Genomic DNA, 16841 nt, shown 5'->3' with positions numbered 1-16841 from the left:
AGCTAAGGGCGGGGGCGCCCTACCCCCGCCGATCCAACAGATTCACCACCAACCGATCAATCCAGCCCCACACCCGTTGCTTGACCCGCCGCCACAACGGCCGCGACTTCCACGCCTCCAGGCTCACGGCCTGGCTCTTGGCAAAATCGCGTTCGAAACTGCCGGCCACGGCCAGCGTTAATTGCGGGTCCAGCGCTTCCAGGTTGGCTTCCAGGTTGAAGCGCAAATTCCAGTGGTCGAAATTGCACGAGCCGATGCTCACCCAATCGTCCACCAGCACCATTTTCAGGTGCAGAAAGCAAGGCTGGTATTCGAAAATCTGCACACCGGCGCGCAACAAACGCGGGTAATAACGGTGCCCGGCGTAGCGCACGGACGGATGATCGGTGCGCGGGCCGGTGAGCAGCAAACGCACATCCACCCCACGCCCCGCCGCGCGGCGCAAGGCACGGCGCACGCTCCAGGTCGGCAGAAAATACGGCGTGGCCAGCCAGATTCGTTGCTGGCCGCTGTTCAAGGCGCGGATCAGCGACTGCAGGATATCGCGGTGCTGACGCGCGTCGGCATAGGCAACGCGCCCCAGGCCTGGCCCGGTGGCCGGCACCTTGGGCAGGCGCGGCAAACCAAAATGGGTAGCGGGCTTCCATTCACGGCGAGCGGCATTGGCATGCCATTGCCGCTCAAACAGCGCTTGCCAGTCCAGCACCAGCGGGCCGCTGATTTGCACCATCACTTCATGCCATTCGGCCGTGTCTTGCCCTGGCGTCCAGAATTCATCGGTCACGCCGGTGCCGCCGATCACGGCAATGCTCTGGTCAATCAGCAACAGCTTGCGGTGGTCGCGGTACAGATTGCGCATCCAGCGCCGCCAGCTCAGGCGATTGTAGAACCGCAGCTCCACGCCCGCGTCGGTCAGGCGCTTACGCAAACCCAGGGTAAACGCCAGGCTGCCGTAATCATCAAACAGACAGCGCACCCGCACGCCGCGCTCGGCGGCGAGTACCAGCGCCTGCACCAAGGCGTCGGCGCAGGCGCCGGCTTCCACCAGGTACAACTCCAACTCGACTTGCCGCTCAGCGCGGGCAATGCCCGTCAGCATCTGCGGGAAGAAACGCGGGCCGTCGATCAGCAACTCGAAACGGTTGGCGCTGCGCCACGGGAAGACTGCGCCGCTCACGTCAGCGCGCCGTAAAAATCAGCACCGCACCCACCGGCACCGACAAACTGATCGACTTGAGCCCCGCCGCTTTGCGCAAGGTCGCCACGCCCGGCGCCAGGTCAAAGTCTTCGGCATGCAACACCACCGGCTCCAGGGTCACCACTTGAAAGCGTCGGTCATCCAGGCGCGTGGCCAGCAGTTCGGCGCTGTAGGTTTGGGTCTTGCCGTGCAACGTCACACTCAACGGCAGGCGCAATTCCAGCTGCGCGCCGGGGGCCAGATCGTTGATGGGTTGCAGGTTGATCTGCGCACTGATCAGCGCTTCGGGGAAGGTCTTGATGTCGAACAGGTCATTGCGCATGCGCTCATCGCGCAGCGGGATGCCACTGTTGATCGACTCCACCTCCACTTCCAACTGGGCCGCGCCCTGGCTGTCGACCTTGCCGTGCAGCACCAGAAAGCGATGCACTTCTGCAATTTCGGTGTTCTTGGTGGTGACGAACGACAGGCGTGAGGATTCGTTATCCAGGTACCAGTCGGCGTGGGCGGGCATGGCGGCACAGGTCAACAGCGCGAAGGCCAGGGGTTTGAAGTTGAACATAAAGACTCATGAGGCAAAAAACCTGGGCGAACCTTAACTGTGCCGGGTGCCGGGCGCAATGTAACTGACAAAGCCGATCAAGGTGGGAGCTGGCTTGCCTGCGATTGCGGTGTATCAGTCAGCAGATTCATTCACTGACTCACCGCAATCGCAGGCAAGCCAGCTCCCACATTTGTTCGGCGGTGATTATCAGACCAGCGCCCGCTGCACATCGCGCACCGTCGCTTCAAGGCTGGCCATATGCAAGTTCAACACGCGCTCCACCGGCGCCTGATGCATCGGCCAGTGCAACGCCATGCTGCCGACCAGGCGCCCATTGGCCTGCACCGGCAACGCCACTGCGCGAATCAGGAACGGCAGGCGTACCGGGTATTCCCAATAACCTTCGGTGCGCTGGCCAAACCCCTGGTGCTGGGTTTGCTCGCAGGTGTGCAACTGCTCATCGGCCGCCACGTGATCGCGGCCCGCCAGGCGTTGCACCTCTTCGGCGGGCAGCTGCGTCAGGCAGGCCTTGCCCATCGCCGAGTGAAACAGGCTGGCGTGCTGGCCGACGATCTGGCAATTGTTCGGATACAACTTGCGCAGCACGCTGGGGATCGCGCTTTCCATGACCTCCAGGCGCTCGCCATCAAAACAGGATAAATCCACCACCAGCCCGGTGCGTTCGCTCAATTCAAGCAGCCACGGCGCAGCGCTTTCCACCACCTGGCGCTTGAAGCGTTGCTGGGTGTCGCCGAACAAGCGCTGGGCGCGCAGGCGATAACGGCGATCGCTCAGGCCGCGATAGACCCAACCCTGCTCTTGCAGGGTCAGCAACATGCGCGACACAGTGGCCTTGGGCAAACGCGTCAGATAATGCAGCTCCTCCAACCCCAACGCCTGGTGTTCACCGAGCAATTCGACAATTGCCAGTGCGCGCTCAACCGACCGTACGGTGCCTGTCTCGGCGTGGCTGCCCATGTTCGATCTCCTTGTTGCCGGTGGATGATCATTTTTCACAGCAAGATACAGGCCCGGTTGCGCGTCAATCACCTGATTCGAGGCACGCCGGTGGCCGGCGCTGCACCCATTGCGTCAACTGCTCATGGGCGTATGCCAGTTGCAGCACCGCGCGGTCGGCCTGGGCCGGGCCGATGATCTGCAGGCCCATGGGCAAGCCGCCAGGGTTGAAACCCACCGGGATGCTCATGCTCGGCAGACCGGCGAGTGTCGGCCCGATCACCACCTCCATCCAGCGGTGGTACGTGTCCATTTCGCGCCCGCCAACGAGGCGCGGCCACGCCTGTTGTGCATCGAAAGGGAACACCTGGGCGGTGGGCAGCAACAGGAAATCGTAACGTTCGAACAACTTGGCCAAGGCGCGATACCACTCGCTGCGATCCACCGACGCCTGGTACACCTGCTGGGCACTCAAGCCCAGGCCGCCCTCCACTTCCCATTGCGCCTCAGGTTTGAGCAACGCACGTTTTTGCGGGTTGGCGTAGGCCGCGCCGAGATTGCCGTGCACCAGCCAATGGCGGTGCACCAACCAACTGCGCCATAGCCGCGCCAGGGAAAACTCCGGCTGGCAGCGTTCTACTTCACACCCCAGCGTGACGAAATCACCAAGGGCCGATTCGCACAGGCTCAACACGCCGTCGTCCATTGGCAGATAGCCGTTGTAGTCCCCCAGCCAACCGAGACGCGCGCCTTTGAAGTCGCGCTGCAAGGGTTCGCCGAACACTGTCGGGTCGTCTTGGGATGACAACGGCACCCGCGGGTCGTAACCGGCCTGGATGCTCAGCAACCGCGCCACATCGGTGACACTGCGGCCCATCGGGCCTTCGGTACCCAGTTGCTGCACGAACACTTCCGGCATCGGCCCGTGCGGCACGCGCCCTTGCGACGGGCGCAGGCCGAACACATTGTTGAACGCGGCCGGGTTGCGCAGCGAGCCCATCATGTCGCTGCCATCGGCCACCGGCAGCATGCGCAGCGCCAGGGCCACCGCCGCCCCGCCACTGCTGCCGCCCGCCACCAGGCGTGGGTCATACGCATTGCCGGTGGTGCCGAACAGGGTGTTGTAGGTCTGCGAGCCGAGGCCGAATTCCGGCACGTTGGTCTTGCCGATAATGATCGCGCCGCTGGCCCGCACCCGCGCCACGCTAATGGCATCTTCGCTGGGTACATGCTCGGCAAACAACGGCGAGCCCAAGGTGGTGCGCAGGCCCTTGGTGGCGGCCAGGTCCTTGATCGCCTGGGGCATGCCGTGCATCCAGCCGCGCGATTGGCCCTGATCCAGTTCGCGATCACAGGCCCGGGCCTCGGCCAGTACGGCGTCGGCGTCGCGCAACGACACCAGCGCATTCACGCGCGGATTAAAGCGCTGGATCTGCGCCAGGTACGCGTGCATCACGTCTTCACACGACACTTGCCGCGCATGAATCGCCCGCGACAGCTCAGTCGCGTCCCACTCAACAATGCTCAAGGCTTCACCTCACTTGAAAACGGCAGCGCTTTGTTTGCCCGCGGTGCCTCCTGCATGCAGTAAGTGCCCAGCAGCGTCAGCACGCAAGCGAACAACACGTAAAACGATGGCGCCACTGGCGTGCCCAACACTTTGGTCAGCCAGGTGACGATCAACGGCGCAAAGCCGCCGAACACCATCACCGCCACGTTATAGGCCACTGACACGCCGGTCGAGCGCACCTCGATAGGAAACTGCTCGGCCAAAGCCGTCGGCGCCGGGCCAAAGAAACCGCCGATGGCCGTGCAGAGCAGCACTTGCATCACCAGCAAACGCTCAATCGATGGCGCGGCGGCCACCCACACATACAACGGGTAGACCATCACGAAGAAGGCCAGGGTAAAAGCCATCAACACCGGCCGCCGCCCGAGGCGATCCGAGAGCAGGCCGGACAGCGGAATCACCACGGTCATCAGCGCCACCGCAAACATCTGCACCATCAGTACTTGGTCCAGCGGCAGGCCGAGGCTTTTGTGGGCGAAGGTCGGCATATTCACCAGCACCACGTAAAACGACACCGTCGCGCCGCAAGCCAAGCCCATCGACACCAGGATGCTGCGTCGATGCTCGCGAATCACGTCCATCAGGCTCGGCGCCGGGCCGGTGGCCAGCTTGCGTGCCTGGATAAACTCTTCCGGGTCTTCCATGTGCCGGCGAATCCACAGCCCTACCGGACCGATCAGCAAACCCAATACGAACGGCACACGCCAGCCCCACAGGTCGAGGGTTTCGGGGGAAAAGAAATGCGTGACCATCGCCACCATCGCCGCGCCACCAAACACCGCCAGGCACTGCCCCACCAACTGCCAGGAGCCATACAAACCCTTGCGATGGGCCGGAGCGCTTTCCACCAGAAACGCCGTGGCACTCGCGTATTCACCGCCGGTGGCAAAGCCTTGAAGCATGCGCGCCACCACAATCAGCAACGGCGCGCCCATGCCGATGGCGGCGTAATTGGGCGCAAAGGCGATCAGTGCGATGGACACGGTCATCAGCCGGATAATCAGCTGCATCGCCGCCTTGCGACCTTTGCGGTCGGAGTAGATGCCCAGCAGGATGCCGCCCACCGGGCGCATGAAAAAGCCCACGCCGAAGGTGGCCAAGGCCATCAACAGCGAGGCGTATTCGTCCTCCGAGGGGAAAAACTGCCGGGCGATGATGCTGGCCAGAAAGCCGTAAACGATGAAGTCATACCATTCCAGCGCATTGCCGATCACCGCCGCCACAACCTGGCGGGTGCGCGAAACACCGGGTTTTGAAATCTGCATGAGGAACACTCCATTCAACCGATAAGGGAAAGGGGCCAGCGGCAGAAAAAAGGAGGTCGTCAGGCAGGCTTGAGCCAGCTCTCGGCCAGCGCGCCCCAGTAGGCGGCGCCGGTCAGCAGGATGTCGTCGTTGAAGTCATAGGCGGGGTTATGCACCATCGGCCGCGACACGCCGTTGCCGATAAACAGGTAACTGCCGGGGCAGCGCTGCAGCATCCAGGCGAAGTCCTCGCTGCCCATCAGCGTGCGCGTATTGCTGTCCACCGCATCGGCGCCGAGCAAGGCGACGCCGACCTGGCGGGCGAACTCGGTTTCTTCGGCATGGTTGACCAGCACCGGGTAGGCCGGGCGGTGTTCGATCTGCACCGTGCAGCCGAAGCTGGCGGCTTGGGTTTGGATGATTGCGTTGACGCGTTCCAGCATCTGCTCGCGCACCTTGGGGTTCAACGCGCGCAGGCTCAGGCGCAACAGAGCTTGTTGAGGAATCACGTTGGCGGCCTGCCCTGCTTGCAGCGCGCCGACCGTGACCACGGCGGCTTCCTGGGTGTCGATGTTGCGCGACACCACAGTCTGCAAGGCCATGACCATACTCGCCGCCGCAACCAACGGGTCCACCGTCAAATGCGGCATGGACCCGTGGCCGCCGACGCCTTCGAGGGTCACGGTGAGCAAGTCCTGCGAAGCCATCATCGGGCCGACCCGCAAGCCCAAATGCCCAGCCGGCAAGCCCGGCATATTGTGCATCCCGAACAAGCCGTCACAGGGGAAACGCTCGAGCAAACCATCGGCCAGCATCGCCTCGGCGCCACCCTGGCCTTCTTCAGCGGGTTGGAAAATCAGGTTCAACGTACCGTCGAATTGCCGCGTCGCCGCCAGATAACGTGCGGCGCCGAGCAGCATGGTGGTGTGGCCGTCATGCCCGCAGGCGTGCATGCAACCGGCGTGCTGGCTGGTGTAGGCCGCGCCGGTATTTTCGATGATGGGCAAGGCGTCCATGTCGGCGCGAATGCCCAACGTACGTGAGCTGCTGCCATTGCGCAGCACGCCGACCACACCGGTTTTGCCGATGCCGGTGTGCACGTCATACCCCCAATTTTTCAAGGATTGCGCGACGAGTGCTGAGGTACGGTTTTCTTCAAAACCGAGTTCGGGATGGGCGTGGATGTCTTGACGCACAGCGTGCAAGTCGCTGGCGACGTCGCTGAGCCAATCCAGAATGTGCTGGTGTGGGCGCATGGTGATTCTCCTCACAGGCGGGTGTTCCCGTTCTTGTTGGCGACACACCGCCAGCTAACCGCGATGTGGGCGGGAGGACAATCAAAGGTGGTTCCACTGGGTGGAACCTGAGGCGGACACCTAATAACCCTGTGGCGAGCAAGCTTGCTTGCGCTGGGGTGCGAAGCGCCCCTAAAAGCTGGTGACTGCTGCGCAGTCAAACGGGGCCAATCTCCCTCGCCACACAACGCAGATTGCGGACAGCTATTGGCCACCGGTTGCGACGGCGCGTGCATAGAGTTAACCTCGCCTCCGTCGCTGCTCATCAGCGACCGGGCGTGGAATCCCGAGAAAGAAGACGCTACAGCGTCGTCATACAACCAGTCGGCGCTTTTTTGTGCCCGCTGTTTGTGCTTTATGGCGGCTGTGCGTGGGAGGCCTTGTGCCTGCCGAGTCGCTTCTTCTCGGATTCCAACCTGCGTACAGCTGCCACCCTCATGCTTGGAATCGTGACTGGCAGCTCTTTTTGGTTGTACCAAAGGAGCAAGCTTATGCCGTACGAAATACCCTCAGCCGAAACCATCGGCGCCGCCACCTTCGCAGACTGCGGAGAGAACAAAAGCCATCTGAAAGTGTTCCGCGTCAACGCCGGGGTTCCGCTCGTAGAAGCTCTCGAACACGCATCCCACGTGCTCTATTACGCAAAAATGCTCTCCCTTGAAGCTGCCATGGACCCCAAGGCGGAGAAGTTTGCATTCGCCTCGCATTACCTGGGAGAAATGGGCAAGGCCATCATTGATGACCTGCTGCTGGCTATGCAGCCTGGCAGCCCAACCCCGCAGTAAGTCGTTCGCGCCCGGTGCAGTGCATCGGGCGCCTGCCTGGACCTCTCTCATTTCCAATGATTAATGCAAATCCAATGTGGGAGGGGGCTAGCTCCCGATGGCGGTGTGTCAGTCGGCTTATATATAACTGGCCCACCGTATTCGCGAGCAAGCCCGCTCCCACATTTTGAGCTCAGTACATCAGGTAGACGCGTGTACTCGGTCAAATGTGGGAGCTGGCTTGCGTGCGAAGGCATCAACTGGTTATGCCTGATGTGCCGAGGTGCCTGCATCGCAGGCAAGCCAGCTCCCACAGGGAATCCTGGGTGTGTCAGGGGTTGAGGCGGCAGCCTTGACGGTCGCCTAGCCAGCGCGCCGTGTGCGTGCGCCCCAACCCGCTCGCCGTCACTTCACTGCGCTCCGGGTTGTCGCTGAACGCGCTGGTCGGCACGTATTGCTTCACATAGCCCAGGCAATACTCGGCCGGATTGTTCTGCACATACCGGCACGAGCAATACTCCTTGGCGGTGTACGCCGCGATGATGTCGGGGAAGGCTTGCAGGTTGACGCGCTCATGCCAGACCCAGCCCAGCAACGCGAGCAACAGCACTAGAAACAGGCTGATGAACGGATGACGACGGATCATGGTTGCACCGCCGCGAGCACGCGCTTGAGCAGTTCGTTGTGGCGGTAGCTGCCGTCGCGGTCATCGCCGTAACGCACGATTACCAGGTGTTCATCGGGCATCACAAACAGCGCCTGACCCCAATGGCCGAGGGCGGCGAAGGTGTCGGCGGGCGCATCGGGCCATGGTCTTGGCGCGCCCTGGTTCAGCCACCACTGGCCGCCAGGCACGGCTTCGTCCTGGCCGGCTTTGTAGTTGTCGAAGGGTTGGCGGTTGAAGGCGACCCACTCTTTGGGCAGCAATTGCTGCTCGCCCCAGCGCCCATCGCGTGCCATCAGCAGGCCGACGCGCGCCAGGTCGCGGGCGGTGAGGTAGGCGTAAGAGGAGGCGACGAAGGTTTCGTCGGCGTCGGTTTCCCAAGTGGCGTTGCGAATGCCCAGCGGCTTGAACAGCGCGTCCCACGGGTAACTCATATAGGCCTTGTGGCCGAGCATGCCTTTGAGGGTGGCGGAGAGGATGTTGCTGTCGCCGCTGGAGTAACGGAAGGCTTGGCCCGGTGCCGCTGCGGCCTCGGTGTCGGCGGCGAACTCGGCCATGTCGGCGCGGCCACGGGTGTAGAGCATCGCCACCACTGAGGATTTCAGCGGGGCGTATTCGTAATCTTCCTGCCAATCCAGGCCCGAGGCCCAGTGCAGCAGGTCGGCCATCGTCACTTTGGGGTGCTGCTTCATCGGCGGGTAGAAGCGTGCGGCGGGGTCGGTGAGTTTGAAGCGATTTTCGCCATAGGCCACGCCGAGCACGGTGGCCATCAGGCTTTTGCTGATCGACCAGGTCAGGTGCGGCGTGCTCGCGGTAGTGGGTGCGGCGTAGCGCTCATAGATGATCTCGCCGTCGCGGATCACCAGCAGCGCGTCGGTGCGAATGCCTTGGCGGGTGGCGTCGTCACGGGTTGGGAACGCATAGGCAGTCAGAGCATCGACAGCGGGGCCGGTGAGTGCTGTGCCATGGGCCCAGTCCTTGTCAGGCCAGGTGTCGGCGCGGGCGGCAACGGTGACAAACAGCAGGGCAACGCACAACAAGCCTCGGACCATGGACGCGAACTCAAGGGGGCATTCAAGCCCGCGAGCCTAGCCCAGGCGCATGACAGATTGGCGACATCAACGGCTGTCATCTAAGCGTCACCGTAACTTCATGGCGCTGACACCGAGCCTACATAGCCTGAGTTTGGACAAACAAGTCGACCGGCCGAAATGTGGCTGGCACTCGGAGATTCGCCATGACTCAGATCGCCCGCATCAGCGACACCGGCAATGAACGCCGCCTGCAAGCCGAACGCCTGATTGGCGCCAAGGCTTTGCAGGAAGCCCAGGCCCTGCGGTTCAACGTGTTCAGCGGCGAGTTCAACGCCAAGCTGAAAGGCGCGGAACTGGGTCTGGACATGGATGACTATGATGTTCACTGCAGCCACATCGGCGTGCGGGATTTGAACAGCGGTCGATTGGTCGCCACCACCCGTTTGCTCGACCACCAGGCCGCCAGCACCCTGGGCCGGTTCTACAGCGAAGAAGAATTCAGCCTGCACGGCTTGCTGCACCTGCAAGGCCCGATCCTGGAAATCGGTCGCACCTGCGTCGACCCGGCCTACCGCAACGGCGGCACCATTGCCGTGTTGTGGGGCGAGTTGGCGGAAGTCTTGAACCAGGGCGGCTACAGCTACTTGATGGGCTGCGCGAGCATCCCGATGCACGACGGCGGCATCCAGGCCCACGCGATCATGCAGCGCCTGCGCGAACGCTACCTGTGCAACGAGCACCTGCGCGCCGAGCCGAAAAAGCCACTGCCGGCCCTGGACCTGCCGTCCAACGTGATCGCCGAAATGCCGCCATTGCTCAAGGCCTACATGCGCCTGGGTGCGAAGATCTGCGGCGAGCCGTGCTGGGATGAAGACTTCCAGGTGGCCGACGTGTTCATTCTGCTCAAGCGTGACGAGCTGTGCCCACGTTATGCCCGCCACTTCAAGGCGGCCATGTGATGGCCCGCCTGCGCGTGTACGGGCGCATCGCCCGGGTGCTGCTGGTGGTCGCGCTGGGGCTGAGCATGGCCAGCGTGTTTGGCGTGTTCGAGCGTTTGGGCGTGGCCAACTCGATGGTGCGGCGCCAACGCTGGTCGCGATTCTTTATGGCGCGGCTGACCCATGCCCTGCCCTTTCGCGTGACGGTGCACGGTGAGTTGCCGAAAACGCCGATGCTGTGGGTGAGCAATCACGTGTCCTGGACCGATATCCCACTGCTGGGCGCTGTGGCGCCGATGTCCTTTCTGTCCAAGGCCGAAGTGCGCACCTGGCCGGTGGCCGGCTGGTTGGCGGCCAAAGCCGGCAGCTTGTTTATCCGCCGGGGTTCGGGCGACAGCCAGTTGATCCGCAAGCAGATGACCCGTCACTTGGAGCAACAGCACCCGCTGCTGATGTTCCCCGAAGGCACCACCACGGACGGGCGCAGCCTGCGCACCTTCCACGGGCGTTTGCTGGCCAGTGCGATTGATGCCGATGTGTCGCTGCAACCGGTGGCGATTCGTTATTTGCGTGATGGGCAAGTGGACCCGCTGGCACCGTTTATTGGTGACGACGATTTGCTCTCGCACCTGATGCGCCTGTTTGCCAACGACCAGGGCGATGTGGAGATTCATGTGCTGCAGCCGATTGCGTGTGCCGGGCAGGAACGCGCGGCGCTGGCGTTCCAGGCGCAGCAGGCGGTGCAGAAGGCGTTGTTTGGGCCGTTGCCGGAGGCGGAGCAAGTGGCGGCTCGGCCGGCGTTTGCAGCTTGAGATGAACGGAACACAGTTCAAAATGTGGGAGCTGGCTTGCCTGCGATAGCGGCGGGTCAGCCACATCTCTGTCAACTGACAGACTGCTATCGCAGGCAAGCCAGCTCCCACAGTTAGATCTCAGTTGTCAGTTGGAGCTGTGCAAATTTCTGCAACTCTGGATAGAACAGCCGAAAGTCTTCACTCAACGGCTCATACAACACCCGCAACTCCTGCATGGCATGCCTCAATTCCTCGGGCTGGGTCAAACGCCGTGAGATCCCGCGCAACACCTGTTCCATCACCGCGAACTCGCGGTACGAACCCAGCCAATCATCCGCCGCCATATAGGGTGCGATCTGCGCCAGCCGTCCGGGCAACTGCGGCTCGGCCGCCAGTACGCGGTACACCTGCGCCGTGAAGCGCTCCAGCGGCTGGTCGGCATACAGCGCCCAGTCCCGCGCCAGGCAGTGATCGAAAAACACATCCAGGACAATCCCGGCGTAGCGCTTGCGGGTCAGGCTGAAGCGTGACAACGCCTCGCCCACCAATGGGTGGCTGTCGGTGAAGCGATCAATGGAGCGATGCAACTGGATCGCCGCTTCGATTTGCGGGCTGAACTGGCCCTGCAGGCGGCCTTTGACGAAGTCACCATAGAGGCTGCCCAGCAATTGCGCAGGAAGTTGGCCGCCCAGGTGCAGATGTGCGAGATAATTCATGGCGCGCAGTCTACCACTGCCATCCATGTATCGTTATAACCCGATATACCGAAATAGCCGGTCTTAAGACCAAAAGCATATTGGTGTATCGGGATGTAACGATTTAAAGTTCGCCTCATCGCGATATAACGTTTTACGAAAACGAGCATCTGCCATGTCCATCGACCTCGACGAAATAATAAAAGCCCTGGCGCACCCAGTACGACGAGACATCCTCACCTGGCTGAAAGACCCGAAAGTGCAGTTCCCCGAGCAAGTGCACAACCACGAATACGGCATCTGCGCCGGGCAGATCGACCAGCGCTGCGGCTTGTCCCAGTCGACCGTGTCGGCCCACTTGGCGACCTTGCAACGGGCGGGTTTGATCAGCAGCCAGAAGGCCGGGCAGTGGCACTTTTTCAGGCGCAATGAGGAAGTGATCCAAGCCTTTCTCACGGCGCTTACGACTGAACTTAGCGCTGAAATCATCGAACCGCTGTAACCAAGGAAACGCCAATGCCCCTCTCGCTACTCATACTGGCCCTGAGCGCCTTCGCCATCGGCACCACCGAGTTCGTCATCATGGGCTTGCTGCCCGATGTGGCGGCGGACCTGGGCGTGTCGATTCCCGGCGCCGGCTGGCTGGTCACCGGCTACGCCTTGGGCGTGGCCATCGGCGCCCCCTTCATGGCACTGGCCACCGCCAAGCTGCCACGCAAGGCCGCCCTCGTAGCGTTGATGGGCATCTTTATTGTCGGCAACCTGCTCTGCGCCCTGGCCAGTGACTACAACGTGCTGATGTTTGCCCGTGTGGTCACCGCGCTGTGCCACGGTGCGTTCTTTGGTATCGGCTCGGTGGTCGCCGCTAACCTGGTGCCGGCCAACAAACGAGCATCCGCGGTCGCCTTGATGTTTACCGGCTTGACCCTGGCCAATGTGCTCGGCGTGCCGCTGGGTACCGCGCTGGGCCAGGAAGCTGGCTGGCGCTCGACCTTCTGGGCCGTGACGGTAATCGGCGTTGTGGCGCTGATCGGCCTGATCCGCTTTCTGCCGGCCAAGCGTGACGAAGAAAAACTCGACATGCGTGCCGAACTGGCCGCCCTCAAAGGTGCCGGCATCTGGTTGTCGCTGACCATGACCGCGCTGTTCGCCGCCTCCATGTTCACCCTTTTCACCTACGTCGCGCCGCTGCTGGGCGACGTCACCGGCGTGTCGCCCAAAGGCGTGACCTGGACCCTGCTGCTGATCGGCCTGGGCCTCACCGTGGGCAACATCATCGGCGGCAAGCTGGCGGACAAGCGCCTGGCGGCCACCTTGATCGGTGTGTTCATCAGCATGGCGGTGGTGTCCACTGTGCTGACCTGGACCAGCGTCGCGGTGATCCCGACTGAAATCACCCTGTTCCTGTGGGCCACCGCCTCGTTCGCCGCCGTACCGGCGCTGCAGATCAACGTGGTGACCTTCGGCAAGGCCGCACCGAATTTGGTGTCCACCCTGAATATCGGCGCCTTCAACATCGGCAATGCCCTCGGCGCCTGGGTCGGCGGCAGTGTGATTGCCCATGGATTCGGCCTGACCAGCGTGCCATTGGCGGCTGCGGCCCTGGCGATTCTGGCCCTGCTGGTGACCCTGATTACTTTCCGTCAGAGCGGCGATGCCGACCTGGCCCCTGCGACCAACTGATCAATCCACTTAAACAGAAGGGTGTTATCCCATGACGACTATTTTCGATCCGATCAAACTGGGCGACCTGCAATTGTCCAACCGCATCATTATGGCGCCGCTGACCCGCTGCCGTGCCGATGAAGGCCGCGTACCCAACGCGCTGATGGCCGAGTACTACGTGCAACGCGCGTCTGCCGGGCTGATCCTCAGCGAAGCCACTTCCGTGACGCCGCTGGGCGTGGGCTACCCGGACACCCCGGGCATCTGGTCCAACGACCAGGTACGCGGCTGGGCCAATGTGACCAAGGCCGTGCACGGCGCGGGCGGCAAGATCTTCCTGCAACTGTGGCACGTCGGACGTATCTCCCACGAGTCGTACCTGAACGGCGAAACCCCGGTGGCCCCCAGCGCGATCCAGCCTAAGGGCCACGTGAGCCTGGTGCGTCCGCTGGCCGACTACCCGACGCCTCGTGCGCTGGAAACCGCTGAAATCGCCGATATCGTTGACGCTTACCGCGTCGGCGCCGAAAACGCCAAGGCCGCAGGCTTTGACGGCGTGGAAATCCACGGCGCCAACGGTTACCTGCTCGACCAGTTCCTGCAAAGCAGCACCAACAAGCGCACCGACAACTACGGCGGCTCCCTGGAAAACCGTGCGCGCCTGCTGCTGGAAGTGACCGACGCCGCCATCGACGTCTGGGGCGCCGGCCGCGTGGGTGTGCATCTGGCGCCGCGTGCCGACTCCCATGACATGGGCGACGACAACCTGGCCGAAACCTTCACCTACGTCGCCAGCGAACTGGGCAAGCGTGGCATCGCGTTCATCTGCTCGCGTGAAAAAGAAGCCGGCGACAGCCTCGGTCCACAACTGAAAAAAGCCTTCGGTGGCCCCTACATCGCCAACGAACGTTTCACCAAGGACAGCGCCAATGCCTGGCTGGCCTCGGGCAAGGCAGACGCGGTGGCCTTCGGCGTACCGTTTATTGCCAACCCCGACTTGCCAGCCCGCCTGAAGGCCGACGCGCCGCTGAACGAAGCGCACCCGGAAACCTTCTACGCCAAGGGCCCGGTCGGCTACATCGACTACCCAACCCTGGCGCTTTGATCGTCTGAAACGCAAAAGCCCCGGTTCGCAGGAACCGGGGCTTTTTACTGCGCGCTGGAATACCGGAGATTGAGTGTGGCAGCAGGCCAGCTCCAACCCAAGCCACCCCAACATGTTGATTTGCGCCAGCTTTAGAAACATTCCTTCACAGGCTTGCAACAATATTGCTACAAAATACTTAGGCGGCTACCTATCAACCGGCCGCCAGCCCGTATATAAAGTCACCCCACCTTTCAGGCGCAAGGACGATCGACTGTCGCTCGTCTTTGCTGTTGACACAACTGGACGCAATTACGCATTTTGTCTTAATTGCGCAGGCTGGGGCTCAGGCGCAGCATGTCCAGCCCTGCATCAACCCAGCGCTCGGCCTCTTGATGCAACTGAAAGCTGTCGGGCACCAGAAGCCATTGGCCAATCAGCCCATTGATGTAGGCATGAATGCACACCGCACCACGGGTGGTGTCGAGATTTTCCGGAAGCTGCCCACGATGGACCGCGTTACGCAATGTCAGGCCGATACGCAGATTGCATTCCAGGCTATGGGTCTGGCGCTGGCGGCGCATGTCACACATTTCATCGGTGAACTCGCACTTATGAAACAAAATCTCATTAATGCGCCGGGTTTTCGGGTCCAGGGCCACCTGATGAAACAAATGAATCAACAGCTTGCGCATACAGCCAAGCGGATCGACTTCATCCTCGCTTTCACTCGCCCGGGCCAGTTCGTCCAGGGGTTCGTGCAGCGTGTCCAGCAGTGCCTGGAGCAAATCGGACTTGTTGCTGAAATGCCAGTAGATGGCACCGCGCGTCACACCGGCCAGCGCCGCGATATCCGCCAGCGTAGTGCGCGCAACGCCGCGCTCATAAAAGGCCTGTTCGGCGGCTTCGAGAATCTGGCTGCGCGTTTCCTGAGCTTCCTCTTTGGTGCGACGAACCATGGCAGTAAAACCTCAATCAGAACACTTGGGACTATCGGTAACGCAGCTTTAATAGGCGGTAACGATCATCTAAATAATTGTGGGACGACACCGTCATGGGCGCCGAACGTACTAAAATCGAGGCTTTTGGACCTGCTTTGTCAGCATTCCGCGAAGCCTGTCAAGAGTTTACAAACAACCATGAACGTAAGTATATTGCGTAGCAAGCTACTTATCTACTCACAGCTTGTTTTTTACCCTTCCACACTTCTTGTGCGCATTCTGCGCGCCTGACCCGAGGATCTTCATGCAACTTAAGCCAGCTGTTACCGCTCTGGTCACTGCCGTCGCCCTGGCATCGCTGCTCAGCGGATGTAAAAAGGAAGAAGCGGCTCCGCCCGCTCAAACCCCTCAGGTCGGCGTGGTCACCATTCAACCGCAAGCCTTTACCCTGACCTCCGAATTGCCGGGGCGCACCACCGCCTTCCGCATTGCGGAAGTTCGGCCTCAGGTCAACGGCATCATTCTCAAGCGTCTGTTCAAGGAAGGCGCCGACGTGAAGGAAGGGCAACAGCTCTACCAGATCGACCCATCGGTGTATGACGCGACCCTGAAAAGCGCACAAGCCAGCCTGACCCAGACCAAGTCCATCACCGACCGCTACAAGCAGTTGGTCGATGAGCAAGCCGTCAGCCGTCAGGAATACGACACTGCCGTCGCTAACCGCATGACTGCCGAAGCAAACGTTCAAACCGCCCAGATCAATGTGCGCTACACCAAAGTGTTCGCGCCGATCTCCGGGCGTATTGGCCGTTCTTCGGTCACCGAAGGCGCACTGGTCAGCAATGGCCAGGCCGATGCCATGGCCGTCATCCAGCAATTGGACCCGATCTATGTCGACGTCACGCAGTCTTCGGCTGAAATGCTGAAACTGCGCCGTGACCTGGAAAGCGGCCAGCTGGAAAAGGCCGGCGAAAATGCCGCCAAGGTCAAGCTGACCCTGGAAGATGGCAGCGCCTATGGCCAGGACGGCAAGCTGGAATTCTCTGAAGTGTCGGTCGACCAGACCACCGGTTCCGTGACCCTGCGCGCCGTGTTCCCGAACCCTGATCACACCCTGCTGCCGGGCATGTTCGTCCACGCCCAGCTGCAAGCCGGTGTGAACAGCAAGGCCATTCTGGCCCCGCAGCAAGGCGTGACCCGTGACCTCAAGGGCATCCCGACTGCGCTGATCGTGAACAAGGACAACAAGGTCGAGCAACGTCAGCTGGTCGCCAACCGTACTGCCGGCGCCTACTGGCTGGTGGAAAAAGGCCTGGACGCCGGTGACCGCGTGATCACCGAAGGCCTGCAATTCATCAAGCCGGGCATCGAAGTCAAGGTCAAGGACGCAGACAACGCCAAACCCGCCGGCACTGCCGCAGCGCCTGCTGCCGATGCTGGTAAAGGGGAGTAAT

17 protein-coding genes are annotated in these 16841 nt (G+C 61.8%); 7 read left to right on the top strand and 10 right to left on the bottom strand.

The annotated features are described in order from the left end of the window. Nucleotides 1-19: 19 nt before the first annotated feature. From ABWL43_RS06980 to ABWL43_RS06955, 6 genes are all read right to left on the bottom strand, one after another. Nucleotides 20-1177, bottom strand: a complete 1158-nt coding sequence (locus ABWL43_RS06980) for a phosphatidylserine/phosphatidylglycerophosphate/cardiolipin synthase family protein (protein ID WP_404487279.1) — start codon at nt 1175-1177, stop codon at nt 20-22. Between the two features lies 1 nt (nt 1178). Next, on the bottom strand, nt 1179-1760 hold the full coding sequence (locus tag ABWL43_RS06975; RefSeq protein WP_404487277.1) for a YceI family protein: 582 nt from the start codon (nt 1758-1760) through the stop codon (nt 1179-1181). A 189-nt stretch (nt 1761-1949) separates the two neighbouring features. After that, nucleotides 1950-2720 carry an IclR family transcriptional regulator gene (locus ABWL43_RS06970; protein WP_404487276.1) on the bottom strand — a complete coding sequence of 257 codons (771 nt, stop codon included), beginning with the start codon at nt 2718-2720 and terminating at the stop codon, nt 1950-1952. Nucleotides 2721-2784: 64 nt separating this feature from the next. After that, entirely contained in the window at nt 2785-4227 is a 1443-nt protein-coding gene (locus ABWL43_RS06965) for an amidase (protein ID WP_404487275.1), read from the bottom strand. After that, a complete protein-coding gene (locus ABWL43_RS06960; protein WP_404487274.1) occupies nt 4224-5534 on the bottom strand; it encodes a citrate-proton symporter in 1311 nt (436 codons plus the stop codon). The genes ABWL43_RS06965 and ABWL43_RS06960 overlap by 4 nt, the downstream gene beginning before the upstream one ends. Nucleotides 5535-5593: 59 nt before the next feature. After that, nucleotides 5594-6769, bottom strand: coding sequence for a M20 aminoacylase family protein (locus ABWL43_RS06955; protein WP_404487273.1), 1176 nt, complete (start codon nt 6767-6769; stop codon nt 5594-5596). Between the two features lie 530 nt (nt 6770-7299). Here ABWL43_RS06955 and ABWL43_RS06950 point away from each other — a divergent pair. Beyond that, nucleotides 7300-7593, top strand: coding sequence for a DUF3077 domain-containing protein (locus ABWL43_RS06950; RefSeq protein WP_369300747.1), 294 nt, complete (start codon nt 7300-7302; stop codon nt 7591-7593). 310 nt (nt 7594-7903) lie between these two features. On the opposite strand, the gene ABWL43_RS06945 is transcribed toward ABWL43_RS06950, so the two are convergent. Then, nucleotides 7904-8218, bottom strand: a complete 315-nt coding sequence (locus ABWL43_RS06945) for an amidase (RefSeq protein WP_404487272.1) — start codon at nt 8216-8218, stop codon at nt 7904-7906. After that, nucleotides 8215-9288 carry a serine hydrolase domain-containing protein gene (locus ABWL43_RS06940; protein WP_404487271.1) on the bottom strand — a complete coding sequence of 358 codons (1074 nt, stop codon included), beginning with the start codon at nt 9286-9288 and terminating at the stop codon, nt 8215-8217. Before ABWL43_RS06940 ends, ABWL43_RS06945 begins: the two co-directional genes overlap by 4 nt. 185 nt (nt 9289-9473) lie before the next feature. Here ABWL43_RS06940 and olsB point away from each other — a divergent pair, with 185 nt between their 5' ends. Beyond that, nucleotides 9474-10229 (top strand): L-ornithine N(alpha)-acyltransferase, encoded by a 756-nt coding sequence (gene olsB, locus ABWL43_RS06935; protein WP_119738887.1) that lies wholly within the window; start codon nt 9474-9476, stop codon nt 10227-10229. Continuing rightward, the gene (locus tag ABWL43_RS06930; protein WP_262209285.1) at nt 10229-11020 is read left to right on the top strand and encodes a 1-acyl-sn-glycerol-3-phosphate acyltransferase; all 792 of its coding nucleotides are present in this window, start codon (nt 10229-10231) and stop codon (nt 11018-11020) included. The genes olsB and ABWL43_RS06930 overlap by 1 nt, the downstream gene beginning before the upstream one ends. A gap of 113 nt (nt 11021-11133) precedes the next feature. Here the strand turns inward: ABWL43_RS06930 and ABWL43_RS06925 are convergent, their stop codons facing one another. After that, nucleotides 11134-11718, bottom strand: coding sequence for an ACP phosphodiesterase (locus tag ABWL43_RS06925; protein WP_404487270.1), 585 nt, complete (start codon nt 11716-11718; stop codon nt 11134-11136). A 154-nt stretch (nt 11719-11872) separates the two neighbouring features. Here ABWL43_RS06925 and ABWL43_RS06920 point away from each other — a divergent pair, with 154 nt between their 5' ends. From ABWL43_RS06920 to ABWL43_RS06910, 3 genes are read left to right on the top strand one after another with little or no spacing between them, the layout of a single operon-like run. Further along, nucleotides 11873-12199, top strand: coding sequence for a helix-turn-helix transcriptional regulator (locus tag ABWL43_RS06920; protein WP_145162776.1), 327 nt, complete (start codon nt 11873-11875; stop codon nt 12197-12199). A gap of 14 nt (nt 12200-12213) precedes the next feature. Continuing rightward, nucleotides 12214-13380 carry an MFS transporter gene (locus ABWL43_RS06915; RefSeq protein ID WP_017137251.1) on the top strand — a complete coding sequence of 389 codons (1167 nt, stop codon included), beginning with the start codon at nt 12214-12216 and terminating at the stop codon, nt 13378-13380. Between the two features lie 31 nt (nt 13381-13411). Continuing rightward, nucleotides 13412-14467, top strand: a complete 1056-nt coding sequence (locus ABWL43_RS06910) for an alkene reductase (protein WP_145162774.1) — start codon at nt 13412-13414, stop codon at nt 14465-14467. 305 nt (nt 14468-14772) lie between these two features. On the opposite strand, the gene ABWL43_RS06905 is transcribed toward ABWL43_RS06910, so the two are convergent. After that, the gene (locus ABWL43_RS06905; protein WP_027604391.1) at nt 14773-15405 is read right to left on the bottom strand and encodes a TetR family transcriptional regulator; all 633 of its coding nucleotides are present in this window, start codon (nt 15403-15405) and stop codon (nt 14773-14775) included. Between the two features lie 286 nt (nt 15406-15691). Between ABWL43_RS06905 and ABWL43_RS06900 the strand changes: the two genes are divergently transcribed. Continuing rightward, a complete protein-coding gene (locus ABWL43_RS06900; RefSeq protein WP_119738874.1) occupies nt 15692-16840 on the top strand; it encodes an efflux RND transporter periplasmic adaptor subunit in 1149 nt (382 codons plus the stop codon). Nucleotide 16841 lies beyond the last annotated feature (1 nt).

The sequence above is a fragment of the Pseudomonas sp. HT11 genome (genome assembly GCF_044875395.1).
Lineage (GTDB): Bacteria > Pseudomonadota > Gammaproteobacteria > Pseudomonadales > Pseudomonadaceae > Aquipseudomonas.
This window is presented reverse-complemented; position numbering and strand designations above follow the sequence as displayed.